We start from the raw sequence: 23766 nt of genomic DNA, 5'->3' as shown, positions 1-23766 counted from the left end.
TCTCTCCAAGTAGAACGTGAATATTAAACCTTTGGCACCGGTCTGGTTGTTCGACCTGGACAACACGCTGCACAATGCATCGCATGCCATCTTCCCCGCCATGGTGGAGAAGATGAACGCGTACATGGCGCGCGTGCTGGGCGACGGCGACACGCCGGCCAGCGCAGAGGAAATCAGCGCCACCCGCGCCCTTTACTGGCAGCGCTACGGCGCCACCCTGCTTGGACTGGTGCGCCACCATGGCGTGGACGCGGCCCACTTCCTGCGCGAGACGCACGACCTGCCGGAAATCGAGTCGATGATCCGCTATGAGCGCGGCCTGGGCCAGCTGCTGCGCCGCCTGCCCGGCCGCAAGATCCTGCTGACCAATGCGCCACGCGATTACGCGCGCAAGGTGGTCGGGCATATGGGCATCGGCCGGCATTTCAGCGACCAGATCACCATCGAATCAATGCATGTGCATCGCCAGTTGCGCCCCAAGCCATCGCGCGTCATGCTGCGGCGGCTGATGCGCCGGAAGGGCCTGAACCCGCGCCGGTGTATCCTTGTCGAAGACACGCTGGATAACCTGCGTTCGGCGCATGCGCTGGGCATGCGCACGGTGTGGGTGACGCAATACCTGCTGAAACCGGGGAAAAAACCGGCATGGCTTGATGTCAAAGTAAAATCTGTCAGAAACTTAAAATAACTGGTCCAAAACCTATGGCAAGTACACAGCCCGGACAGCGCAAGCTGCAAATCCTCCAGGCACTGGCTGAAATGCTGGAGCATCCAAAAGGAGAAAAGATCACTACTGCTGCGCTGGCGCGCAAGCTGGATGTCTCCGAGGCGGCACTGTACCGCCATTTCGCCAGCAAGGCCCAGATGTTCGAGGGCCTGATCGAATTCATCGAGTCCACCGTGTTCGGCCTGATCAACCAGATCGCCGACAAGCAAGCGGACGGCCTGGCCCAGGCGCGCGACATCCTGGGCATGCTGCTGCATTTCGCCAGCAGCAACCCTGGCATGACCCGGGTGCTGATCGGCGACGCGCTGGTCAACGAAGACGAGCGCCTGCAGCAGCGTATGAACCAGTTCTACGACCGCGTGGAACTGGCACTGAAACAGGCGCTGCGTGCTGCAGCGGCCGAAGGCCAGGCCCATGAGGCTGACGTCACCGCCCGCGCCGGGCTGCTGGTCAGCTTTGTGCTGGGCCGTTGGCACCGATACGCCAAGAGCGGCTTCAAGTCGAATCCTTCGCAAGACGCCGCCGTACAGATTGCATTGCTGCTGAATTGAACTGCTTGTCCTTTGCTTTGCTGGACGACGCTAGCGTCGATCCAGCCACCGGCGCTGGCCGGTTATCCCGCCTCTACACCGGACATCACGCTACCCTCGCCTGCAGCGACTTCTCCGGCTGGCCAGGCGTGCTGGCCGGCATGGAGCAGGCTCTCGCACGCGGCTTGCACGCGGTGCCCGTGCTCAGCTACGAGTTGGGACACCATATCGTCGGCGTCGAGCCGCGCGCTGCCGCACACGACGCGCCGCCACTGGCGCAGGTACTGCTGTTCGAGCGCTGCGACGAGCTGTCGCAGGCGGAGGTCGCAGACTGGCTGGCCGCCCAGGCCGCAGCCGATACCACACCGGCCGGCGTGGCCAGCATCCGCGCCAATGTGAGCGAAGCGCAGTTTGTCGACGCCATCCAGCGCATCCGCGCTTACATCGCCGCCGGCGACACCTACCAGGTCAACTACACCTATCGCCTGCATTTCGACGCCTTCGGTTCGCTGTTTGCGCTGTATCAGCGCCTGCGTGCCCGCCAGCCGGTGCCGTACGGCGCGCTGATCGGCTTTGACGATGGCCGCGCCGTCCTGTCGCTGTCGCCGGAACTTTTCGTGCGCAAGGAAGGCGAAACACTTACCGCGCGCCCGATGAAGGGCACCGCCCCCGCTGCTGCCGACGAAGCGGAAAATGCTCGCCGAGCTGCTGCCCTCGCGGCCGACCCGAAGAACCGCGCTGAAAACCTGATGATCGTCGACCTGCTGCGCAACGATATCGGCCGGGTGGCCGCGACCGGCAGCGTCGAGGTCCCGAAGCTGTTCGAAGTCACACGTTTCAGCAGCGTGCTGCAGATGACCTCCACCGTGCAGGCCCGCTTGAGCAAAGGCGCCACGCTGGGAGAGATCTTCAACGCGCTCTACCCTTGCGGCTCCATCACCGGCGCGCCCAAGAAGCGCACCATGGAAATCATCGCCGAGCTGGAACCCGAACCGCGCGGCATCTACACCGGCGCCATCGGCTGGTTCGCCCCGGATGGCGATTTCTGCCTGAACGTCCCGATCCGCACGCTTGCGCTGCAGGCGGAGCAAAACGGCATCCGCAAAGGGGTGATGGGTGTCGGCGCCGGCATCGTCTACGACAGCGAGCCGCACGACGAATTCGCCGAATGCCAGTTGAAGGCTCGCTTCCTGACCGGCCTGTCGAACGATTTCGAACTGTTCGAAACCATGCATGCCACGCGCGAAGCCGGCCCCCGCCATCTGGAGCGCCACTTGGAACGCCTGGCGGCATCGGCACGCTATTTCGGCTTCGCCTGGGATGAATCAGCCGCCCGAGCCTACCTCACGCTGGCCTGCCAGGCCCTGCCCGCAGGCCAGCCGCACCGCCTGCGGCTCGCAATGAACAGCGCCGGCGCCTTCGCCGTGCAAAGCGGCGCTCTGTCGCCGCTGCAGGAACCGGTTCGTGTACTGCTGGCTGACGAAGCCACCGACAGCAGCGACCTGTTCCTGCGCCATAAGTCCACCATTCGCGAACGCTACGACGCGGCCTGGAAAGCCGCCGATACCCAAGGCGCCTTCGACAAGCTGTTCTTCAATGAGCGTGGAGAATTGACGGAAGGAGGACGCAGCAACGTCTTCCTTCGCATGGATGGCCTGTGGATAACGCCGCCTTTATCCAGTGGCATGCTGCCGGGTGTGATGCGTGCGGTGATCATCGATGCCTGGGGCGCGCAGGAACGCGTCGTCACACGCGACATGCTGCTCGCCGCGGAGGAAATCGTGGTGTGCAATTCCCTGCGCGGCGCGATGCGCGCGAGCCTACAGGTCGATTAGCATTTCGAAGCCGCCATAGATCAGCCGTTTGCCGTCAAACGGCATCCTGGCGGGATCCATCATGTCCTTCATGCGCGGGTCCGACATGACTTTCTCGTTGCAGGAGTCGCGCACTTCGCGCGAGGGATAGATAATCCACGAGAACACCACTACTTCGCCGTCCTCCAGCTTGACCGCCTGCGGGAAGGAAGTGTGAACGCCTACTTTCACATCGTCGGCGACGGTCTCGCGATACTCGATCGCGCCATATTCGCGCCACACCTTGGCGCACTGGCGCGACATCTCCAGGTACGCATCCATGTTCTTGCTGGGAACCGGCACAATGAATCCATCGACATAAGCCATTTGAATCTCCTTGTGAAGTGAGCCCTCAGCTTATGCCGCACGATTGGCCGTGACAAGGAAAGCACGCCGGTATGCGCCGGGCGTGGTTGAGGCGATGCGGCGGAAATGGTGGCGCAGCGACTCTTCCGAGCCGAAGCCTGCCCGCTCGGCTACCTGTGCCAAGGCGATGTCCGACGACTCCAGCAAATCCTTCGCAATCGCTACCCGCTCGCGGGCCAGCCATTCGACCGGCCCCATGCCAGTAGCGTCCTGGAACTGGCGCTGCAAGGTGCGCGGGCTCATGGCCGCGCGCTCGGCCATGCTGGCCACCGTGTGCGGCTCGGCGGGATGGCTGCGCAGCCAGTCCATCAGGCGCGACAACCTGCCTTGCTCATCGTGCGCCATGGGACGCGGCAGGAACTGCGCCTGCCCGCCCTCGCGATGCGGGGCCACCACCAGACGCTGCGCCACCATATTGCCGACCCGCGCGCCGTAATCGCGCCGCACAAGGTGCAGCAGCATGTCCAGTCCCGCTGCCGATCCAGCCGAGGTAATGATCTGGCCTTCGTCGACATACAGGTCGTCCGCCAGCACATGCACGCGAGGATAGCGCCGCCCCAGCCGCTCGACGTAGCGCCAGTGCGTCGTAGCGCGGCGGCCGTCCAGCAAGCCCGCCGCGGCGAGGATGAATACGCCCGAGCAGATGGTGCACAGGCGCGCGCCGCGCGCATGGGCGGCACGGATTTGCGCCAGCAGGGCTTCCGGCGGCGCCTCATCGGCGTCGCGCCAGCCGGGGATCACGATGGTATCGGCCCGTTCCAGCAGCGAGGGATCGTAAGGCGCCTGCACCACGATGCCGCCCGCTGCGCGGATCGGGCCCGGCTCGACCGCGCAGACGGCAAAGTCATACCAGTCGACGCCCAATTCCGGGCGGTCCAGGGCGAACAGTTCGACCGTGCAGCCGAATTCGAAAGTGCACAGGCCATCGTAGGCCAGCGCCACAACCATGTGTTTTTTCGCGCTCATGGCGCAATCTTAACGCAATATGGCATTCGCGCCACTGCCGCGCTAAGCCGCGGCGGCCGAGAATGGAGTCACTTTCAACGCCACAGGAGAAACCAGATGCCATCCATCGTCACCGAAGTCGCCGCCGCTCCCAGCGCCGAGGCGCTCGCCCACTTTGAAGATTCGCTGCGTTTTGAAACGGATTGCTGGGATGTCCACAGCGTGATGGGCACCGCGCAGCAGGACTTCGTGCTGCTGGACGTGCGGGGAACGGAAAAGTATGCGGCGGGCCACGTGCCAGGCGCGGTGGACCTGGCGCACCGCAAGATCATCGGCTCCAAGCTGGCCGAGTACCCGCCGGAGACCGTTTTCGTGACCTACTGCGCCGGCCCGCACTGCAACGGCGCAGCGCGCGCGGCAATCCGGCTGGCCAAGCTGGGCCGGCCGGTGAAAATCATGACGGGCGGGATCACCGGCTGGCTGGACGAAGGCTTTGCCCTCGCCACGTCGACGGTAGCCGCCGCCGCGTAATCAACCAGCGAGGGCTTTCTCGAGCGCGTCAACCAGGGCCTTGTCGTCCGGCTTGACCTTGCTCGGGAAGCTCTCGACCACATTGCCTTTGCGGTCGATCAGGTATTTATGGAAGTTCCAGGCCGGCGCCTTGCCGGTCGCCTTGATCAGCTTCGCGTAGAACGGGTTCGGTGCGTCGCCCGACACCACCGACTTGGCGAACATCGGGAATTTCACGCCATAGGTGTTGTAGCAGAGGTCAGCGATTTCCTTGCTGCTGCCCGGTTCCTGCTTGCCGAAATCATTCGACGGGAAGCCCAGCACGACCAGACCCTTCCCCGCGTATTTCGCATACACTTCTTCCAGTCCTTTGTACTGCGGGGTATAGCCACAATAGCTGGCCGTGTTGACGACCAGGATCACCTTGCCGGCGTACTGGCACAGGTCCTGCGGCGCATCGTCCTGCAGGCGGTTGAAGGACTGTTTCAGGATGGCGGGGCAGCTCGCGGCAGGCGCCTGTGCGAAGGCGGCAGCGGCGCTCAGGCTCAGCGCGGACAGCGCTGCAAACTTGGTGAGGATAGATGGCATGGGTAGTCTCTTCCGGTTCGTTCGAATTTCCGATTGTATGACAATTGCCGGCTGCACGTTGGCGCTGGCGGCCACCGCAGCGCCGGCGCCGCTGCCAGCCATGAAGACACAGCAGGTGTCGATTTCCGGCCTCTCGTCGGGCGCCTTCATGGCGGTGCAATACCAGGTCGCCTACTCCGGAAGCGTGGTCGGCGCAGGCATCATCGCCGGCGGCAGCTACTACTGCGCACAAGGCAGCATGATGAATGCCATCGGCAGCTGCAAAGGCGCCGACGTGGCCGAACTGGCAGCGGTGACCCGCAAGCGCGCGGAAGCGGGCCAGGTTGACCCGGTGACGAAGCTCGCAGCACACCGCGTATGGATGTTCTCCGGCACCCTCGACAAGCTTGTCCCTTCCGCTTCGATGGCCGACCTGGCGAAGTATTACGGGGCGTTCATCCCCTCGGCGCAAATCCAGTTCAAGAATGACATGGCGGCCGGCCACGCCATGCCGACCGACAGCTACGGCAACAAATGCGACGCCCTGACCGCGCCATTTATCAGCAACTGCGGTTTCGACGCGGCCGGCAACCTGCTGCAATGGATTTACGGGCCGCTGAAAGCACGCGGCGACAATGCCGCCCCGGCGGGAAAGCTGCAGGAGTTCGACCAGTCCGAATTCCTCCCGGCGCCGACCACGCATGGAATGGCCAACACCGGCTATGTCTACATTCCTCCAGGTTGCGAAGGCGGCGGCACCGGCTGCAAGCTGCACATCGCCCTGCACGGCTGCATGCAGGACATCGGTACCATCAAGGATACTTACGCGCGCCACGCGGGCTACAACGCTTGGGCCGACACCAACCGCATTGTGGTGCTCTACCCGCAAACGGCGGCAATCACGCCGATGCCGAATCCGAAGGCATGCTGGGACTGGTGGGGTTACGACGATCCGGACTACTCAGTGCAGGGCGGCCGCCAGCTGCGCGCCATCAAGCGGATGGCTGACCGCCTGACGGGAGCGTAACCCGGAAGCTGGCGCCATGCTCGCCATTCGGCAGGCATTCGACCTCGCCGCCATGGCGGCGGGCGATCTGGCGCACCAGCGCCAGGCCAAGGCCGACGCTGCCTGCCTTTTCAGACGCGCCGGGAAGCCGGTAAAAAGGCTCGAAAATCCGCTCGCGCTCGGCCGCCGGCACGCCCGGCCCGCGGTCGCAGACATCGAGCATGGTGCCCCCGGCGGCGCAGGCAAGGATCACGCTCACCTCGGCCTCGCCACCATGCCGGCGGGCGTTTTCCAGAAGATTGCGCACCATGCGGCGCAGAAGCGTGGCGTCACCTTGCACCGCCCCTGCCACGCCGTCCAATACCGCCCCGACGCGCGCACATTCTTCCGCGACGATCCCGGTGAACTCCACTTCTTCCCGCGCAGCGCGATCCTGCGGCACCGCATCCAGCCGGCTCGCCAGCAAGACCTCGTCGATCAGTTGATCCAGTTCGGCGATATTGCGCGCCAACTCCTGGCGTATCGCCGGACTGGCGGAATCCTGCAGCAATTCCACCGCCATGCGAATGCGCGCCAGCGGCGACCGCAGCTCGTGCGATGCGTTGGCCAACAGGGACTTCTGCGCCCCCACCAGCGCCTCGATGCGCGCCGCCGAATCGTTGAAACTGGCGGCCAACTGGGCCACCTCGTCCGCCCCATGCACATCCACGCGCGCCCCCAGGTCGCCCCTGCCCCAGGCCTGCACGCTGCCCTGCAGCTGCTCCAGCCGGCGCGTAATGCGGCGCACGACGGGATAGGCGCCCGCTGCAATCACAATCGCGATCATCAACAGCAGCATCGTCACCGCCATCGTGGCATTGCGCGGCATATGGCGCGGCGGCGCGAACCAGAAGTGGATGTAGCCGAACATCAGCACGGCCAACACAATGCAGGCCAGCAGCGTCGCATAAATGCGCACATACATGCGCGAGCCGAAGTTACGCATCCTGCACCTTGGCGAAGACATATCCCGCGCCACGCACGGTAATGATGCGGCGCGGCGCCTTCGGATCATCCTCAATAGCGGCGCGCACCCGGCCCACGTGCACATCAATGGAACGGTCGAAAGGCTCCAGCGCGCCCCCCTTCAGCGCGTCGATCAACTGTTCGCGCGACAGCACCCGGCCGGCACGCTGGGCAAAGGCCATCAGGAGGTCGAACTGATAGGCCGTAAGCGGCCGCTCGGCGCCGTCGACACGCACGATGCGCGCGCCGGGGTCGATCTCGAGCCGGCCAAAGCGCAACGGCGGTTCGGCGGCCGGCTGCCCGGCTGCTGCCGGCCCCGCTGCACCGCCGACATCAGCCAGCGCCGGGCGGCGCAACAGCGCCCGCAGTCGGGCCAGCAACTCGCGCGGCTCGAAAGGCTTGGGCAAGTAGTCGTCTGCGCCAAGTTCCAGGCCGATGACGCGATCGAGGGGGTCCCCCTTGGCCGTCAGCATCAGCACCGGAAGGCTGCGCATCGGCTGCGGCATGTTGCGCAGGCGGCGGCAAACTTCCAGCCCATCGACGTCGGGCAGCATCAGGTCCAGGATCAGGGCGGAAAAGCTGCCTGCATCGGCCTGCGCCAGCCGGTCCAGGCCGGCCTGCGCGGTTTCGGCATGCTCCACGCGCAGGCCATTCTGGGCCAGGTAAGTTTCAACCATCGCCGCCAGGCGCTGGTCGTCGTCGATGACGAGGACAAGGGGTTGGGACATGATTGAGACTATAGCTTAATGGCTCCCCATGTGGCTCATCGCCATCATGTGCAGGGCGCCGTTGAACTTCGCGCGCTGTTCGGGCGTGAGGACTTCGGCAGCATCCATCGCAGCAGCCAGCACGCGGCGCGACATCAGGTCCATTTTTTTCATGTGGTCAGCGCGCAGGGTTTCCAGCGCAGCGCGGTCGATGGCTGGCTGCGCCAACTGCTTGTGCATCGCCTCATGCCCCTCCTGCAACTGCTGGTGGATCGGCTTGACGTCATTGAAGCAGGCCTTGGCAATTTCGGTCAGGCGCGATTTCTGGGCCTCGGTAGCGTCGGGCAGGATGTGCGCCACCATGGTTTCGATGTGCTTATCCGCCTGGGCGGCATCCATCGTCCATGGACTGTGTCCGCGACCGTGGCCATGGCCGCTTCCATGGTCTGCGCCGGCATAGGCGGCGGTACCGCCCAGGGCGGCGACAACTGCGGCGATTGCGATCCAGTACTTCTTGTTCATGACATCTCCTAATAAGGGTTAGTGGGTATGGCCACTTTAGGGAGCACGCATGTCGCCTCTATGAGTCCTGCGTAAAGTTTTGTAAATCTGCGACAAATGTAAGGGTTTGTAATGACCGTCAACATACTGCTGAGTGAGCCCGTTTTCAGCTCAGTGACACAGGAAACAGTGCGCTACACAAGATCAACCAATAGTGAGGATTTAAAAATGAAAAAAGTCATCGCCACCATGATCGCCGGTCTGTTCGCAAGCGCCGCATTCGCACAACAAACTCCTGCCCCAGCTACCCCAGCGGTCCCGGAAGTAAAGGCTGAAGTCAAAGCCGAAGTCAAACAGGAAGTGAAGCAGGAAGTTCAGAAACCTGCCGCTGAAAAGAAGTAATCAACTAATTAGCTAAACGATTTACATAATTTCTTCCAAAGGACACGCACCATGAAAAAGACCATCGCCACCCTGATCGCCGGCCTGTTTGCTACCGCTGCTTTCGCTACCACTCCAGCCGCTCCAACCACTCCAGAGCCAGCAGCGACTCCTGCGGCAGCCGTCGCAGCCATCAGCGCCAAGGCTGAGGCCAAGGTAGAAGCCAAGACCGACGCGAAAGTCGAGAAGAAGACCGAACATAAAGGCACGCACAAGACCACCGCCGTGGCGCCAGCGCCTGCCGCAGCGCCAGCAGCCAAGTAATCCTCGCTACCGAACTTAAACACTAATCATTAAAAGGACACACACCATGAAAAAGACCATCGCTACCCTGATCGCCGGCCTGTTCGCTACCGCTGCTTTTGCTACCACCCCGGTTGCTCCAACCACTCCAGCGCCAGCAGCGGCGCCTGCAGCTGAAGCCAAGGTAGAAGCGAAAGCGGAAGCCAAGACCGATGCAAAGGTCGAAAAGAAATCCGTGCACAAAACCGCACACAAGAAGGCAGAGAAGCCTGTTGAAACCAAGTCTGAAGTGAAGGCGAGCCCGGCTGCGACCACGGCCGCGGCGCCTGCACCGGCTGCTGCACCTGCTCCTGCCGCAGCTCCAGCAGCCAAGTAATCTCCGCCAAGTACTCAGCCCCCAAATTCGACTTAAAGGACTCGCACCATGAAAAAGACCATCGCTACCCTGATCGCCGGCCTGTTCGCTACCGCTGCATTCGCGACCACCCCGGTTGCTCCGGCCGCTCCGGCACCGGCAGCTGCTTCAGCAGCAGAAGCCAAGGTAGAAGCGAAAGTGGAAGCCAAGACCGACGCGAAAGTCGAAAAGAAGACTGCGCACAAGGGTACCCACAAGAAGGCCGAGAAGCCTGCTGAAACCAAGTCCGAAGTGAAGGCGAGCCCGGCCCCGGCCACGGCCGCGGCGCCTGCACCGGCTGCAGCTCCAGCCGCCGCCAAGTAATCCCGCTTCCTCCCGAAAGGCCTCTTCGATCACGAAGAGGCCTTTCGTCAATTGCCCGTCATATTTCGAAAATACATTGATGTACCGTTTAACATCAATGAGGCTTCAATATGACGAATCCTGGTTATACCCGCCGGCGCTTCCTGACCCACACGGGAGCTTTCACGGTAGGCACGGCAGCATTTGGGCTTTCCGGTTGCGGCTCCGGCAGCTCTCCTGCAGCACCGAACATTATTGCTGCCGAATCCGAGCGACCCAAGCTGCCGTACGGTTTTCAGATTGGCGACATCGCCGATGGCCGGGCAGTCGTGTGGTCGCGTTCGGACCGCCTTGCCCGCATGCGGGTAGAGTTCGACACCACTGAAGGCTTCCTCAATCCCCGCCAGATCCTTGGCCCGACGGCCACGGAAGCGAGCGATTTCACCAGCCGTATTGAGTTGACAGGCCTGCCCTCCGGCGAAAGGATCTTCTTGCGCGTCTCCTACGACAGCGCCACCGACCTGAAAATCGGAAGCGAACTGGCGACCGGCAGCTTCCGCACGCTGCCAGCGCCGGACGGCAAGCGCCCCGTGCGTTTCGTATGGAGCGGTGATACCGCAGGCCAGGGCTGGGGCATCAATCCCGAATTCGGCGGCATGAAAATCTACGAAGCCATGCGCAAGCGCCAGCCGGACTTCTTCGTGCACAGCGGCGACAACATCTACGCCGACGGGCCAATCAGCGCTGAAGTAAAGGCCGAGAACGGACGGACCTGGAAGAACCTCGTGATCCCGGAGGTCTCGAAAGTCGCCGAAACGCTCAATGAGTTTCGCGGCCGCTATCGCTATAACATGATGGACGAGAATATGCGCCGCTTCAACGCCGAAGTCCCGCAGATCTGGCAATGGGATGACCACGAAGTCACCAACAACTGGTCGGCATCGAAAGACTTGAGCGCCGATACCCGCTACACGGGAAAGAACATCCAGACGCTGATCGCCCGAGGCAGGCAGGCCTTTCTGGAATACGCCCCAATGCGCTGGGGCGACCAGCCTGAATCGCAACGCGTCTATCGCCGCATCCCCTACGGCCCGCTGCTCGACGTGTTCGTCCTCGACATGCGTTCATATCGCGGCCCGAACAGCACCAACCTGCAGGAGGTCGAAAGCGATGCAAGCGCCTTCCTTGGCGCAGCTCAAGTCAAATGGCTCAAGGACTCGCTGGCTCAATCCACCGCAACGTGGAAAGTGATTGCCGCGGACATGCCGATCGGCCTGCAAGTCCCCGACGGCAAGGACGCCAGCGGCACCGCGCGCTGGGAAGCAATCGCCAACGGAAACGATGGCGTGCCGCTAGGGCGCGAGATCGAAATGGCCAGCCTGCTGCGCGACATCAAGTCGATCAAGAACGTGGTGTGGATAACTGCCGACGTCCATTACTGCGCCGCCCACTACTACGATCCAGCGCTGGCCCAGTTCACCGACTTTTCGCCATTCTGGGAATTCGTTGCTGGCCCACTGAACGCCGGTACTTTCGGCCCCAATCTCCTGGACGCAACCTTCGGGCCGCAGGTCAAATTCCAGAAAGCGCCGCCCACCGGGCAAGCCAATCTCTCACCTTTCGCCGGCTTCCAGTTCTTCGGCGAAGTGAATATTGACCCGCAGACGAAAGCATTCACAATCGACCTCCGGGACCTTGACGGCGTCTCGGTCTACTCCAACACCTTGCCCCCGGCCGCCTGAGCCAGCAGTTAGCCGCGCAGTGCCTTTTGGGCTGCGCGGTAGCCCCACCAGGACGCTTCTTCGAACACGGAGAAGCCGCTCAAGTCGGAATGCGCAAACAATACCGGGCCATCCATTTCGCGCAAGGCCTTCAGGCCCGCATCGCTGCGGAATCCCGGCACCGGAACCGCCATCGCATGGCCGCGCAAAGTGATATCCACGCGCTCCACGCAACGTTCGAATTGTGCGCCGTAAGCCGCCCTCAGGTCGACGCTCGCCAGCGCCAGCAACTCTTCGCCGCTCGCCGCCGTCATCCATTTGCGTGCCTCGCGCGGATCGCGGTCGGCCAGCGCCACGTAGCTGGTAAAGACCGTCTTCTCCGGCGGCGCCACGCGGATGTCCTGGTGCGTCGAGACCACGTAGCCCAGGCCCTTGGTCCCATGCACCACGTTATCCCAGGACAGCGGTACCGCCGGCAGCTCCTGTGGAAAACGCTTCATCAGGAAATTCGCCACCATCCATGGCGCGTGAATTTGCTTGTGGACATCCGGCATGTTTTCCACAACCCTTGCCGTGACATGCAGCGGCATCGCGGAAATGACGCGGCGCGCGCGGATCGTGAACGTGCGCGGCACACCGCGTTCGAGCGCAAAGCAAAGCACTTCCACGCCCCGCCCCTGGCCCGTGCCGCCGCTGGCGTTGTTCAACCGCACACGCACCGCGCTACCCGCGAGCCGCTTGGGCCGCGCGAGCCGCTCCATTCCACTGGCCAGCGCCTGTAGCCCCTCCGGCCAGGTCAGCCAGGCGCCCTGCTCCGCGTTCTCCGCTTCGCCGCCGCGGCCACAGAAATAATGCAGCCCCGCCCAGGCGGAGACCGCATCAAGTCCCGCGCCGTAATCATCGCGGCAGCAGTAGTCCATGTACCACAGCAAAGAAGGCGCGCGATAGCCTTGCTGGGCAAGCCAGGCGCCAAAGCTCATGGCGTCGAGCTGCGCCGCCTCCGCATCCGCCGACGAATGCTCGCTGGGGAAAGTGAACCTGCGTCTTCCATCCTCGCCGACCGCACTGCGCAACGCATCCACTTGCGCAAAGAAGCGCTTGTGCTCGGCCAATTCGGCATCCGGCACCCCTTCATGCGGCAAGACGCCCTCCTGCCAGGCGCCATTGAACAGCAACCGGTCTTCCGGCGCATGCAGCACAAAGCGCTCGTCGTAATAAGGTTTGCGCGACGTTGCCCCGCGCTGGATCACGCCCAGGTCCGCCAGCAGTTCGCGCACATGGGCGCATTCCTCGGTCGGCAGCGGCAGGTAATGCGCGCCCGTCGGGTACCCCAACGCGCCGAATCGCCCGCCAGCAGCATTCCCATATGGCTCGGGTCCGTCCAGCATCAGGAAGTCATCATGCCCCTGCTTTCGCAACTGCCAGGCAGCAGTCAACGCCGCAACACCGGAACCGAGGATCAGCACATCAGCCGACAATGACTGCGACGGTGCAGGCAAAGGCTTGCGGTCGCGCAGGAAATGCCCTTCATCGCGCCCAGGCGCATTCACGACCGGCGTAATCTCCTGCCATCGCAGGTATCCAGCCACGCTGGCCGCAGCGGTAACGCCGCCGGCAGCAGCCCAGGCCAGGAAAGAACGACGCAGCATCAGCGAATCACCCTGCGCCAGTCCTGCTCGAATTCATGCACCAGCGATTGTGTGTTGAGACGGTTCGGCGCCATCGGCAGCGGTTTCATGTCCGGAGGGAAGGCAAACATTGCCTTCGTGGTCTCTGCATTCAGGAAACGCATCGGCAGGCTGTACGCCTCGGGCGGCCGGTAATCAAGCTGCGGCGAAGCCATGATGAAGCCCCATTCGCCAAAAGATGGCACATACAGGTGATACGGCCAGGTACGCATGCCCACGTCGCGCAACGTCGCATCCACCGTCCAATAGGCATGCGGCGCGAAGAACGGCGAGGTCGCCTGCACCACCACTAGGCCATTGACGGCAATATGCTTCTTCAGCACGCCGTAGAACGGCACTGAATACAACTTGCCCAGCGCGAAACTGGAAGGATCGGGAAAATCGACAATCGCTGCATCGAACATGTCCTGGTTCTGCTGCAGCCAGATCGCCGCGTCGGCATTCACCACCGTCACGCGCTTATCGCGGAAAGATCCCTTGTTCAGCGCCACCAGTTCATCGCGCTGGGTGAAGGCCGCCGTCATCGCCGGGTCCAGGTCCACCAAGGTGACGTGTTCGACCTGTGGATAACGCAGGACTTCGCGCAGCGCCAGCCCGTCGCCGCCGCCCAGGATCAGCACGCGCTTGGCCCAAGGCAGCGCCCCCATCACCGGATGCACAAGCGCTTCGTGGTACCGATACTCGTCGCGCGAGGAAAACTGCAGGTTGCCGTTGATATACAGGCGCAGGTCATCCTTCCACTTGGTGATTACCAGGCGCTGGTACGGCGTGCTGGTCGAATACACGATTTCATCGCCAAACAGCCCATGTTCGCCCCAACCGGTCAGCCGGTCCGCGCCGCTGAAACCGATCACCAGCGCCAGCATCACGGCACTGGCGCGCAGCAAACGGCCGGCCACGTTCGCCAGCTCTGTGCGGAAAACATAAATTGTCCACAGGGCCACCGCGATGTTCAGCATCCCGAACAGGAAACCGGTGCGCACCAGGCCAAGCTGCGGCGCCAGCACCAGCGGAAACAGCAGCGACACTGCCAGCGCGCCGAGGTAATCGAACGTCAGCACGCGGCTGACCAGTTCACTGAATTCGGTCTGGCGCGAGTTCAAGGCGCGCATCACCAGAGGAATCTCCATGCCCACCATGGCTCCCACCAGGAATACCATGGTGTACAACAAGGTGCGGAACGGCGCCGACGCCCAGGCAAACGTCATGAACAGCACGGCAGCGGACAGGCCGCCGATCAGGCCCACCGCCAGTTCAATGTCGACGAAGCGGGCCAGCACGTCTTCGTCTTTCACATACTTGGAAAAATGCGCCCCGACACCCATCGCAAACAGGTAACAGCCGATAATGGTGGAGAACTGCAGCACCGAATCACCCAGCAGGTAGCTGGAAAGTGCGCCAGCGATCAACTCATAGGCAAGTCCGCAGGACGCGACGACGAAGACTGAAACAATGAGAATCTTTTTGGTCATTTGGATGCTTTTGTTCTAATATGTTTCTTTTGCTACAAGCATGTCACTTTAACCGGGGATCGACGTGAACGCCATCCTAAATTATCTGGTCCACCTGGCGCTGGCCGCCTTGTTGTTGGTAGTCTTCTTCAAAGCCTATACATGGATGACGCCGTATGACGAAGTCAAATTGATCCGGCAGGGCAACCATGCCGCGGCGCTGTCGCTGGGCGGCGCCATGCTGGGTTTTTCGATGACCATCGCATCGAGCATCCTGCATACCTACAATTGGCAGCAGTTCCTGGCCTGGGCCTTTGGCGCGATGATCGTGCAAGCGCTCGGCTACGCCATCACGACACGCTGCCTGAAAATGGCGCAGGACCAAATTGAGGCCGACAACAGCGCCTTCGGCGGCCTGCTCGGCACTATTTCGCTTTCCATTGGCGGCATCAATGCCGCCTGCATTTCCTGAGAGGTTACATCATGGGTATCGGCAGCTTTATCAAGAAGCAGTTTATCGACGTACTGCAGTGGAACGAGGACGCGGAAGGCGTATTGTCCTGGCGCTACCCGATGCAGGACTTCGAGATCCAGAACGGCGGCGTGCTGATCGTGCGTGAATCGCAGGTCGCGGTATTCGTCAACGAAGGCCAGATTGCCGACGTGTTCGGCCCCGGCACCCACAAGCTCACCACGCAAAACCTGCCGCTGCTGACCAATCTGAAGAACTGGGACAAGCTGTTCGACTCCCCGTTCAAGTCGGATGTGTATTTCTTCAGCACCCGCGTGCAGACCGGCCGCAAGTGGGGCACCCCGCAGCCGATCACGATCCGCGACAAGGATTTCGACATGATCCGCGTGCGCGCCTTCGGCATGTATTCCTACCGCGTGGCCGATCCGCGCAAATTCTTCACTGAATTGAGCGGCACCCGCAACATCTACACCCGCGACGACGTGGAAGACCAGCTGCGCGGCATCCTGCTGGCCTCCATGGCCAACTCGCTGGGCGCCTCGCAGATCGCCTTCCTCGACATGGCGGCCAACCAGGCCCTGATGGCGCAGGAAGTCAAAGGCGGCCTGGCCGACGCGTTTGCACGCTACGGCATCGGCCTGGATGAATTCAACGTCGCCAGCGTCAGCCTGCCGGAAGAACTGCAAGCCGCGCTGGACGAGCGTATCTCCGCCGGCATGAAGGGCGGCATGAGCGACGCCAAGATGGCCGGCTTCACCAAATACCAGGTGGCGCAATCGATCCCGCTGGCTGCCGGCAACGAAGGCGGCCTGGCAGGCATCGGCGCCGGCCTGGGTGCTGGGCTGACCGTCGGCCAGGTGATGGGCCAGGCTATGGGCCAGGCGCTGAATCCGGGCGCGGCGCCAGTTCAAGCCCCGGCAGCACCAGCGGCACCCGCCGCGCCAGCGCAGGAATCGATCGAAGACCGCCTCGGCAAGCTGAAAGCCCTGCTGGACAAGGGTCTGATCTCGCCAGCCGACTACGACGCCACCAAGGCTGAACTGCTCAAGAAACTGATCGGATAAGCCAGGCCGCATGCAAACAGTTTCCTGCCCTAGCTGCGGCGCAGAGGTCAATTTCCGCTCACACGCCTCCGTCATGGCGGTGTGCGAGTACTGCAACACGCGTGTACTGAAGGAAGCCGGCGCGGTCAAAGACCTGGGCAAGATTTCCTCCGTGCTGGAGGACTATTCCCCGATCCAGGTCGGCACCAGCGGCGTACTGGGCGGCCGCAACTTCAATGTCGTGGGCCGCATCCAGCTGCGTTACGACGCGGGCATGTGGAACGAGTGGTTCATCGTTTTCGACGACGCCACCAGCGGCTGGCTGGGCGACGCGTCCGGCCAGTACACGGTGACCACCCTGCGCAAACCCGATGCGCAGCTACCGGCCTTTGAGGACATCCAGCCTGGCAAACCCTACCAGTTGGTGGGCGCTCGCTATATGTCGGCTGACGTCAGGACCGCGCAGTGCATCGGCGGCCAGGGCGAACTGCCGTTCAAGGTGGGCGATGGCTGGCAGGCGAAAGTCGCCGACTTCCGGCGCGGCAGCCATTTCATTACCCTCGACTATTCCGACGAAGGCCCGCCGCTGATGTACACCGGCGTCTCGGTCACGCTGGAAGCCATGCAAGCCCAATTACTGCGCGATGCAGACGAAATCAAGCGCACCGCCGGCCGCTACCGGGGCAAGCTCGATGCGCTGGACTGCCCCAACTGCGGCAGCCAGATCAAATACCTGCCCGGGCTGACAGCAAACCTGGTTTGCCAGTCCTGCCAGACCGAGATCGACGCCGCCAGCCCGAAAGCCGAGGTCATCGCCGTCGGCCGGCGGCAAGAGAAAGAATACTTCACGCTGCCGCTGGGCGCCTCCGGCAAATTGGGCAACCAGGATTTCACCGTCATCGGCGTGATGCGCCGGGCCGACGACGAGGGCAGCGGCTGGACCGAATACCTGCTGTACGGCAGCCGGAATGGCTTTACCTGGCTGGTCGAAACTGCCGATGGCTGGTCGCGCGCCAATGTGATGGACCAGTGGCCAGAAGCAAACGTGCTCGACGCCCAGACGGTCAACTTCGACAAGGCCGGCTACAGCAAACTGTATGACTACAACTCCGTCGTGACTTACGCGGCCGGCGCCTTCAACTGGCGTGTGGCGGTAGGCGACCATACTCACGTCTACGAATACAAGCGCCAGCAGGTGACGCTCGCGGCCGAACTAACGCCCACAGAACTTGGCTGGTCGCGATCAACCCCGGTCGCCTGGGACCAGCTCAAAGCCTGGTTCGGCGATGCCGTCAAAGGCGAGGACAAGGCCAGCGGCGAGGTTGCACAGGATTTCAGCAAAGGCCGATATGCGCGCTCGGCCAAGAACTGGATCATCGGCATTCTGGCGTTGAACGCCATTCCGCTGCTGTTCAATTTCGGCGGCACCATCGGCGTCACGATCCTTGCCTGCCTTGCGCTCTACCTGCCGGCCCTGGTGCTGGACGCAATCGACGATCAAACGAAAAAATGAATAAATTCTTCGGCTACGCTCTGGTGGTGAGCATGTTCAGTGTCGGCACCAGCTGGATCAAGTTTGTCAGCGGCCCATCGTCGAGTAGCGGCGGCGGCTACCACGGCAGCAGCTGGTCCTCCAGCTCCGGCAGCTGGGGCAGCGGTGGCGGCGGCGGAGGCCATAAGTGAGCATTCACCAACCCAGCGGCACGCACCTGCTGGCCGACATGTCCGGCATTGAGTCGGGCCTGCTTGCGGACTGCACAAGGATTGAGCAATTGCTGCGCGGCGCCGCAGCCGCAGCCGGCGCACAGGTGCTGCACAGCCACTTCCACAGCTTTGGCACCGGATTGGGAATAACCGGCGTCGTGTTGCTGGCGGAGTCACATATTTCGATCCACACCTGGCCCGAAAACGGCTTCGCAGCCGCCGACATCTTCATGTGCGGCGCCGCCCAGCCCCACCTGGCGCTGGAAGTAATCGAGGAAGCACTGCAGCCCGAGTGTTCCGAAGTCCGCACCGTCGACCGCGAGCCACCGCATTGACTTGCCCCGCCGCCGGTGCGACACTGGCGGCTTTCCCACCAACCTGACAGGAGTTTTGCCATGCGTTCGTTTGATCTTGCCCTCCTGTCGGCTGCCTGACCTTCAGCGTTTGAGCTAGAGCGCCCGGCCGGGCGCCGACATTTCCAGACTAATCCTGCTTGCCACGCCGCGCGTGGCTGGCCGTGTTCACCCATGGAAAACGCTCATCATGATCGACTTCGACTACGAAGCTTTACGCAGCATCGGACTTAACAATACCATCATTTCGCGCCTGGCCGAGGCACCTGCCGGCCGCCTGTACCGCATCACAGAATATCAACGCGACCGCATCAGCCTGCACGACGGCGTGGCCGAAATTCACGCTCGCGCCCTTCCCCGCCTGCTCGCCGGGACGGCGCTCTGCGCCGGCGACTGGGTGATCGCGCAGGCCAATTCCTTGAACGAGGTGTGGATAAACCACCGTTTATCCCCAATGAACCAATTCGCCCGCGCCGATTCACCTCCCATCGCGAGCAATATCGATACCGCCTTGCTGGTCATGGGCCTGGACGGCGACTTCAATTTGCGCCGCATTGAACGCTATCTGGCGCTCGCCGCGGCCGCCGAAGTCACGCCCCTGATCGTCCTCAGCAAACCGGATCTCTGCGCGGACATTGATGGCCGGGTGGCCGCGCTGACGGAACGGCTGCCGCCGCGCACGCAGTTCCTGCTGGTGAACGGCACCAGCGCGGAATCCATAACGCAGCTGGATCCCTGGCTAGGCCCCGGACAAACCATCTGCCTGCTTGGTTCTTCCGGCGCCGGCAAGTCAACCTTGACCAATGCCCTGGCTGGAGCAACCCAGGAAACCGGCGGCGTTCGGCGCACGGACCATCGCGGCCGGCATACGACAACCGCCCGGTCCATGCATTTCTGCCCTTCCGGCGCCTGCATCATCGATACGCCAGGCTTGCGCAGCCTGAGCCCGGAATCCTTGTCGTCAGCTTTCGACGATATCGAATCGCTGGCCGCAGGCTGCCAGTTCCGCGATTGCCGGCACGAGGGCGAACCCGGCTGTGCAGTGCTGGGCCATGTGGACCCCGACCGCCTGCACAACTTCCACAAGCTGCAACGCGAGGTGCGCCGCAACCAGCAAACAGCGCTGGAACGGATTGCTGAACGGCAGAAATGGAAATCACTGATGAAGTCGGCCGCTGCACGCAGCCGGCAAAAGCGCAGCTAGCTTAGCTGTACGGTGGCCTCGATATTGTTGCCGTCGAGGTCAATAATGAAGGCGCTGTAGAAATTTGCATCGCTGACCCGTGGACCTGGTGGGCCGTTATCTTCGGCTCCCAGGTCTATCGCCGCATGGTAGAAGGCGTTCACGGCATCCTGGTTCGGCGCGGAAAACGCCAAATGGATGGGACTACGCGAAGGTTCATGCCCATTCTTCCAATAGCTGGGAATCTCCGCGCCTACCCACAAGAATGGATGGCCGGTAGCAGAAGCATAAATGGCCCAGTCCAGGTCGGTCTCCGCACGCCGAATCCCGAGGGGCGCCAGGCAAGCGTCATAGAGCGCCGCGCTGCGTACGAAATCCGAAACGACGATACCGAGATGGTGGATCATGGCTGCCTCCCATCGCTACTTTTAGTTCAAGACTAACACCGCGACTGGGCGGGTGGCGCACCACTCAGCCAGCCGGTCGGGTAAACTGTTATGACTAAAAACAAGAGGTCACACCATGCGCAAAGCCGCGCCACTCGCCCTGCTATTCGCCCTCGCCGGCTGCGGCGATACCTATACTCCTGGACCGCTGTACCAGGCGACTTCTCCCGACTGCGGCACGCCGGTAGACGCCGACACCTTTGAACTGCCGCGTGGTATCACGGTGGCGGCCACCACCGTCCTGCCGCAAGCTGCCGAAGGCGGTATGGAAATCGGGGTCAACTACATGCTGCCGCGCACGACCCAGGTGCACTTTGCCACGGCCCACTTCCAGGTCAGCCAGCCGAAGGGTCCGCTGATTGAAAACGCGACCGTGCTGAGCGTCTACCAGCGCCCGACCAACGGCAAACCCGAGATGGTGGAAATCGTCAACGGCGTGCCGCTGGTGCTGTTCGCCGTCGGCACCAGCGACGATACCCAGTTCCGCTACCGGCTGATCATCAAGGGCAAGATGCCAAAGCGCTTCGACCTGACCCCGCCGGACGTTCTCATTGGCGGCAAGCGCTACGTGTCCCGCACCTTCACCTACCGCTGGTTCGAGGACAAGCAAGCCTACGGCATGTGCCATTGACCCCGTCTGCGCGCACCGGATTTCAATCTCGTGACACCAATGCGTTCTGTGGCTGAAGCGGCTTCAGGTACATGGAATCGCAGCGCCGTGGATAGCGCGCGCAGCCGGGCTGCACAGGTACAGGATCACGTCTGCCAGTGCTTCCGGAGGAACCCATTTGCTGCGGTCGGCATTGGGCATGGCGGCACGGTTGTCCGGCGTATCGATGGTGCCGGGCAGGACGCAATTGACATTGATGCCGTGACCACGCAGCTCGGCCGACATTGACTCGGTCAGGCGAATTACAACGTCCTTGCTGGCACAGTAAGCACCCATATTCGCCATGCCCTGCCGCGCAGAGCCGGAAGCGATGTTCACGACCTTGCCGCCCAGCCCGTCCAGCATGCCGGGCACCACCGCCGCGACCGCATTGCGCAGGCTGCGCACATTGAGATCGAACAGCTCGTCCCATTGCGCATCCGTCGTCGCATGCACGGGCGTACCCATCGCAAACCCGCCCGCAATATTGCACAGCACATCGATACGGCCGAAGCGTTGGACAGCGGCGTTTGCGGCGGCAACGGCCGACGCAGCATCGCGCAGGTCGGCGATCGCCAGCATGCGCCGTCCGCTGGCAGGACCACAAGCGCTTTCCAGGCGCGCTGTTTCGCGACCGATCAGGACAGTGTTGGCTCCTGCAGCATCGAATGCCCGCGCAACTGCGCTGCCGAGGGCGCCAGCTGCGCCGGTGATGAAGATCGTGGTCATGGCATTTCCTCTATGTTGCGTACGCAGGCGCGCGCACGTGTCTAAAGTGGGCGTTCAACCTGGCCTGAAAGAGACAAAAGGCAGCCGAGGCTGCCTTAATAATCACCAGGTTTCATCCTGTTTGGATACACGCTGGAAAGGTCTGATAAGGAGCTGATTGATAAATTTGTGGTAGAAGAGTTGATGTAAGTGGTAACCGATGCTCCGTTTCAACTGTACACCTTGTCTTTCGGACTCGAGATTGGAGAACTGCGCGTGCTCGGAGAGGCCGACGCAATAAGGCACAACCGCTTTGACTGTCACAAAGTCCCGGTTGAATACGGCCCAGTCATCGGCCACTGCCCATACTGGGTAGAGATTGTCGAGCAGCTGCTTCGCGGCGGCGCGTGTAACGAAATAGCCATTTGCGCGAATCGGTGTGCCGTAAATGTCGGCTACCATGTATTTTTCATCGAGGCGCCGGGTCTTTCTATTCTTGTATTTCCGCACATGATTCAACAAGAAAACGACCGGTTCGCTGCTGGCATACTCGCGTTGCAGCCCTGTTAAAACAGCGGGCAAATCCTCGCTTAGTTGCGCGTCATCTTCCAGCACCAGCGCATACTGCATGCCTTCTTCAAGCATTTTCCGATAAGTGAACACATGGCTAAGCGCGCAGCCAATCTCGGAAGGCGTCAGGTCATGCGACAGCTCAATGGCACGGCGCTTATCGTAGTGCTGCGCCAGTTCTTCAGGCGTTAGAAATTTGCCGTAGACCGCACTGAAAATCGTATAAGGGATGCCGGCTTTTTCGAGTTGTCGTGAGATGTTCTCCCGCCTCTCAACATCTTTCTCAAGATTGACAACGAAACATCCAACTTCATTTTTCATAAATTAACTCCGAAGGCAGCGGAGACGCGACAGCTTTCTCCAGTTCCTCTTGCCTGTTGATGACTAATGCCGACAGGGCCGCCACGCTGATGATGTAGAAGTCGCTGCACAGGTTTGAATAGAACATGGTCTCGCTCAGGCCAAAGGCCAGGAACGCCAGGCTTGTGGCCAGCCCCATGCCGGCCGCTACGCGTTGCTGCGAGTCTGCGCTCCGCAAGAACTTCTTGAACCACAGGCCAGGTACAAGATAGAGTGCAAGCATGGCAATGGCACCAGGTGTTCCCAGCGTCGCCATGAAGTGCAGAAGGTCATTGTGAGAGTGGAGTTGCATTCCCGCTAGCGGCGTAATTACCCTGTCCCTTGCCAATTTTCTCAGCGTTTCCTCATATGGAGCAGTGCCAACGCCGAAAACTGGATTCTCCCGGAACATGTTCCAGGAAGCTTGCCAGAGTTGCAAGCGGATGCCGATCGACGTTTCGGCTTTCGGCTGTTCGGCATAATGCACGGTTTCGGAATAGGCGAGTTCGATCCGCGTTTTCGTGTATGGCAAAGAAGCCATCGCCGCGGCAAGCAACAGCATTGAAACAACCGATATAGCGATCTTGCGGCGATCGTGCATGCTCTGCTTAAGCGACACGGCAATCAGAATGAAGACGGGAACTGCGATCCAGCTACCACGGGTGCCCGACATATACGAGGCAACCAGACTCAAGACGCACGCCACTACTTTGATCGCCATCGGTGCGATTTCATCCCGCGTATTCCATCCGATTGAAAGCAAAGCCATGCATCCCATCAGCAGCGTCAGATTCGAGAACAGAATGAACGGGTTCGAGATGATGCCGCCAGGGCGTCCATTCACTCCATATGTCGTCCAGATCAACGCGATGGAGCAGAGCAGAGCCCCAATTACCCAAGACCACTGAAGAATACGGAGCTTATCGCTGGATAGTAGTAGGAACACCCAAAGCAAAAGCGGAAATACGGCAAGTTGCAGCCCTTTTTCAAAAGGCTTGAACACGAATGCGCCATGTGCAGCTTGATTAAGGAGGACTGCGATGAGCATGCCCGCCATTGCAAGATGAATACCCCAATATTTCTTTAAGATGTCACGAAATGACTTCCCGCCCGGCTTTACTCCAAGCGCAAGGCCACCAACAGCACACAATAGCAACACGTAAAAGTTGAAACGCCGGCCGACGGGCAAGATCAACAACACGCTGGGGAAAGACACTAGGAGTACGCTGAGAAGACGGTGCAGCTGGGATGTCTTTGTACTAATCTTTGTACTAATCATTTACGGTATTGGGGCGTCTACAAAAGGCGCCAGTGTTAGGCTTTGCTTAAGACAGGGATTAT

At 61.7% G+C, this 23766-nt stretch carries 29 protein-coding genes; 17 read left to right on the top strand and 12 right to left on the bottom strand.

Annotated features, from left to right (window positions below; translation table 11 throughout):
- Positions 1-16 precede the first annotated feature (16 nt).
- From ACN9M3_RS01955 to pabB, 3 genes are read left to right on the top strand one after another with little or no spacing between them, the layout of a single operon-like run.
- The gene (locus ACN9M3_RS01955; RefSeq protein WP_426167046.1) at positions 17-688 is read left to right on the top strand and encodes a pyrimidine 5'-nucleotidase; all 672 of its coding nucleotides are present in this window, start codon (positions 17-19) and stop codon (positions 686-688) included.
- Between the two features lie 14 nt (positions 689-702).
- Positions 703-1278, top strand: coding sequence for a nucleoid occlusion factor SlmA (gene slmA / locus ACN9M3_RS01950; protein ID WP_057262191.1), 576 nt, complete (start codon positions 703-705; stop codon positions 1276-1278).
- The gene (gene pabB, locus ACN9M3_RS01945; RefSeq protein ID WP_426320223.1) at positions 1275-3092 is read left to right on the top strand and encodes an aminodeoxychorismate synthase component I; all 1818 of its coding nucleotides are present in this window, start codon (positions 1275-1277) and stop codon (positions 3090-3092) included. Before slmA ends, pabB begins: the two co-directional genes overlap by 4 nt.
- Here the strand turns inward: pabB and ACN9M3_RS01940 are convergent.
- Positions 3078-3437 (bottom strand): DUF1428 domain-containing protein, encoded by a 360-nt coding sequence (locus ACN9M3_RS01940; protein WP_426320221.1) that lies wholly within the window; start codon positions 3435-3437, stop codon positions 3078-3080. The two genes, pabB and ACN9M3_RS01940, sit on opposite strands and share 15 nt — an antisense overlap.
- 30 nt (positions 3438-3467) lie before the next feature.
- Positions 3468-4442, bottom strand: coding sequence for a transcriptional regulator FtrA (gene ftrA / locus ACN9M3_RS01935; protein WP_426320219.1), 975 nt, complete (start codon positions 4440-4442; stop codon positions 3468-3470).
- A gap of 96 nt (positions 4443-4538) precedes the next feature.
- Here ftrA and ACN9M3_RS01930 point away from each other — a divergent pair, with 96 nt between their 5' ends.
- Positions 4539-4952, top strand: a complete 414-nt coding sequence (locus tag ACN9M3_RS01930; RefSeq protein WP_426320218.1) for a rhodanese-like domain-containing protein — start codon at positions 4539-4541, stop codon at positions 4950-4952.
- On the opposite strand, the gene ACN9M3_RS01925 is transcribed toward ACN9M3_RS01930, so the two are convergent.
- Entirely contained in the window at positions 4953-5519 is a 567-nt protein-coding gene (locus ACN9M3_RS01925; RefSeq protein ID WP_426320216.1) for a glutathione peroxidase, read from the bottom strand.
- Positions 5520-5556: 37 nt separating this feature from the next.
- Between ACN9M3_RS01925 and ACN9M3_RS01920 the strand changes: the two genes are divergently transcribed.
- The gene (locus tag ACN9M3_RS01920) at positions 5557-6525 is read left to right on the top strand and encodes an extracellular catalytic domain type 2 short-chain-length polyhydroxyalkanoate depolymerase (protein WP_426320214.1); all 969 of its coding nucleotides are present in this window, start codon (positions 5557-5559) and stop codon (positions 6523-6525) included.
- Here ACN9M3_RS01920 and ACN9M3_RS01915 read toward each other — a convergent pair.
- The 3 genes from ACN9M3_RS01915 to ACN9M3_RS01905 are packed head-to-tail and all read right to left on the bottom strand — an operon-like array spanning position 6491 to position 8738.
- Positions 6491-7489: a sensor histidine kinase gene (locus tag ACN9M3_RS01915; protein ID WP_426320212.1), complete on the bottom strand. Its 999-nt coding sequence runs from the start codon at positions 7487-7489 to the stop codon at positions 6491-6493. The two genes, ACN9M3_RS01920 and ACN9M3_RS01915, sit on opposite strands and share 35 nt — an antisense overlap.
- Positions 7482-8237: a response regulator gene (locus ACN9M3_RS01910; RefSeq protein ID WP_426320210.1), complete on the bottom strand. Its 756-nt coding sequence runs from the start codon at positions 8235-8237 to the stop codon at positions 7482-7484. Before ACN9M3_RS01910 ends, ACN9M3_RS01915 begins: the two co-directional genes overlap by 8 nt.
- A 15-nt stretch (positions 8238-8252) precedes the next feature.
- Entirely contained in the window at positions 8253-8738 is a 486-nt protein-coding gene (locus ACN9M3_RS01905) for a Spy/CpxP family protein refolding chaperone (RefSeq protein WP_426320208.1), read from the bottom strand.
- A gap of 207 nt (positions 8739-8945) precedes the next feature.
- Here ACN9M3_RS01905 and ACN9M3_RS01900 point away from each other — a divergent pair, with 207 nt between their 5' ends.
- The 5 genes from ACN9M3_RS01900 to ACN9M3_RS01880 all read left to right on the top strand — a co-directional run bounded on the left by ACN9M3_RS01900 (position 8946) and on the right by ACN9M3_RS01880 (position 11840).
- Positions 8946-9119: a hypothetical protein gene (locus ACN9M3_RS01900; protein WP_426320206.1), complete on the top strand. Its 174-nt coding sequence runs from the start codon at positions 8946-8948 to the stop codon at positions 9117-9119.
- Between the two features lie 51 nt (positions 9120-9170).
- Positions 9171-9422, top strand: a complete 252-nt coding sequence (locus ACN9M3_RS01895) for a hypothetical protein (RefSeq protein ID WP_426320204.1) — start codon at positions 9171-9173, stop codon at positions 9420-9422.
- Positions 9423-9468: 46 nt separating this feature from the next.
- The gene (locus ACN9M3_RS01890) at positions 9469-9777 is read left to right on the top strand and encodes a hypothetical protein (RefSeq protein ID WP_426320202.1); all 309 of its coding nucleotides are present in this window, start codon (positions 9469-9471) and stop codon (positions 9775-9777) included.
- 48 nt (positions 9778-9825) lie between these two features.
- Positions 9826-10119: a hypothetical protein gene (locus ACN9M3_RS01885; RefSeq protein WP_426320200.1), complete on the top strand. Its 294-nt coding sequence runs from the start codon at positions 9826-9828 to the stop codon at positions 10117-10119.
- A 110-nt stretch (positions 10120-10229) separates the two neighbouring features.
- Positions 10230-11840: an alkaline phosphatase D family protein gene (locus tag ACN9M3_RS01880; protein ID WP_426320198.1), complete on the top strand. Its 1611-nt coding sequence runs from the start codon at positions 10230-10232 to the stop codon at positions 11838-11840.
- Between the two features lie 8 nt (positions 11841-11848).
- On the opposite strand, the gene ACN9M3_RS01875 is transcribed toward ACN9M3_RS01880, so the two are convergent.
- Both ACN9M3_RS01875 and ACN9M3_RS01870 read right to left on the bottom strand, forming a co-directional pair.
- Entirely contained in the window at positions 11849-13468 is a 1620-nt protein-coding gene (locus ACN9M3_RS01875) for an NAD(P)-binding protein (protein WP_426320196.1), read from the bottom strand.
- On the bottom strand, positions 13468-14979 hold the full coding sequence (locus ACN9M3_RS01870; RefSeq protein WP_426320194.1) for a polyamine aminopropyltransferase: 1512 nt from the start codon (positions 14977-14979) through the stop codon (positions 13468-13470). The genes ACN9M3_RS01875 and ACN9M3_RS01870 overlap by 1 nt, the downstream gene beginning before the upstream one ends.
- A gap of 64 nt (positions 14980-15043) precedes the next feature.
- Between ACN9M3_RS01870 and ACN9M3_RS01865 the strand changes: the two genes are divergently transcribed.
- The 6 genes from ACN9M3_RS01865 (at position 15044) to rsgA (ending at position 19734) form a co-directional block, all read left to right on the top strand.
- Entirely contained in the window at positions 15044-15430 is a 387-nt protein-coding gene (locus ACN9M3_RS01865) for a DUF350 domain-containing protein (protein ID WP_426167014.1), read from the top strand.
- Between the two features lie 11 nt (positions 15431-15441).
- Positions 15442-16494, top strand: a complete 1053-nt coding sequence (locus ACN9M3_RS01860; protein WP_426320192.1) for an SPFH domain-containing protein — start codon at positions 15442-15444, stop codon at positions 16492-16494.
- Positions 16495-16504: 10 nt separating this feature from the next.
- Positions 16505-17986, top strand: coding sequence for a DUF4178 domain-containing protein (locus ACN9M3_RS01855; RefSeq protein WP_426320190.1), 1482 nt, complete (start codon positions 16505-16507; stop codon positions 17984-17986).
- Positions 17983-18156, top strand: coding sequence for a hypothetical protein (locus tag ACN9M3_RS01850; protein WP_426167008.1), 174 nt, complete (start codon positions 17983-17985; stop codon positions 18154-18156). The genes ACN9M3_RS01855 and ACN9M3_RS01850 overlap by 4 nt, the downstream gene beginning before the upstream one ends.
- Positions 18153-18512, top strand: coding sequence for an adenosylmethionine decarboxylase (speD, locus tag ACN9M3_RS01845; protein WP_426320188.1), 360 nt, complete (start codon positions 18153-18155; stop codon positions 18510-18512). The genes ACN9M3_RS01850 and speD overlap by 4 nt, the downstream gene beginning before the upstream one ends.
- 208 nt (positions 18513-18720) lie before the next feature.
- Positions 18721-19734, top strand: coding sequence for a ribosome small subunit-dependent GTPase A (rsgA, locus tag ACN9M3_RS01840; RefSeq protein WP_426320186.1), 1014 nt, complete (start codon positions 18721-18723; stop codon positions 19732-19734).
- Here the strand turns inward: rsgA and ACN9M3_RS01835 are convergent.
- On the bottom strand, positions 19731-20120 hold the full coding sequence (locus ACN9M3_RS01835) for a VOC family protein (RefSeq protein WP_426320184.1): 390 nt from the start codon (positions 20118-20120) through the stop codon (positions 19731-19733). The genes rsgA and ACN9M3_RS01835 overlap by 4 nt on opposite strands.
- Positions 20121-20235: 115 nt before the next feature.
- Here ACN9M3_RS01835 and ACN9M3_RS01830 point away from each other — a divergent pair, with 115 nt between their 5' ends.
- Positions 20236-20790 carry a hypothetical protein gene (locus tag ACN9M3_RS01830; protein ID WP_426320182.1) on the top strand — a complete coding sequence of 185 codons (555 nt, stop codon included), beginning with the start codon at positions 20236-20238 and terminating at the stop codon, positions 20788-20790.
- A 63-nt stretch (positions 20791-20853) separates the two neighbouring features.
- Here ACN9M3_RS01830 and ACN9M3_RS01825 read toward each other — a convergent pair whose 3' ends face one another.
- The 3 genes from ACN9M3_RS01825 to ACN9M3_RS01815 all read right to left on the bottom strand — a co-directional run bounded on the left by ACN9M3_RS01825 (position 20854) and on the right by ACN9M3_RS01815 (position 23641).
- Positions 20854-21537 (bottom strand): SDR family NAD(P)-dependent oxidoreductase, encoded by a 684-nt coding sequence (locus tag ACN9M3_RS01825; RefSeq protein ID WP_426166998.1) that lies wholly within the window; start codon positions 21535-21537, stop codon positions 20854-20856.
- A 102-nt stretch (positions 21538-21639) separates the two neighbouring features.
- Positions 21640-22407: a glycosyltransferase family 25 protein gene (locus ACN9M3_RS01820; RefSeq protein WP_426166996.1), complete on the bottom strand. Its 768-nt coding sequence runs from the start codon at positions 22405-22407 to the stop codon at positions 21640-21642.
- Positions 22397-23641 carry an O-antigen ligase family protein gene (locus ACN9M3_RS01815; protein WP_426166994.1) on the bottom strand — a complete coding sequence of 415 codons (1245 nt, stop codon included), beginning with the start codon at positions 23639-23641 and terminating at the stop codon, positions 22397-22399. The genes ACN9M3_RS01820 and ACN9M3_RS01815 overlap by 11 nt, the downstream gene beginning before the upstream one ends.
- Positions 23642-23766: the final 125 nt, after the last annotated feature.

The organism is Pseudoduganella sp. R-43, assembly GCF_049913255.1.
Classification (GTDB): domain Bacteria; phylum Pseudomonadota; class Gammaproteobacteria; order Burkholderiales; family Burkholderiaceae_D; genus Rugamonas.
Note: the sequence above shows the minus strand (reverse complement) of the source record. Positions and strands in the feature narration are given on the sequence as shown.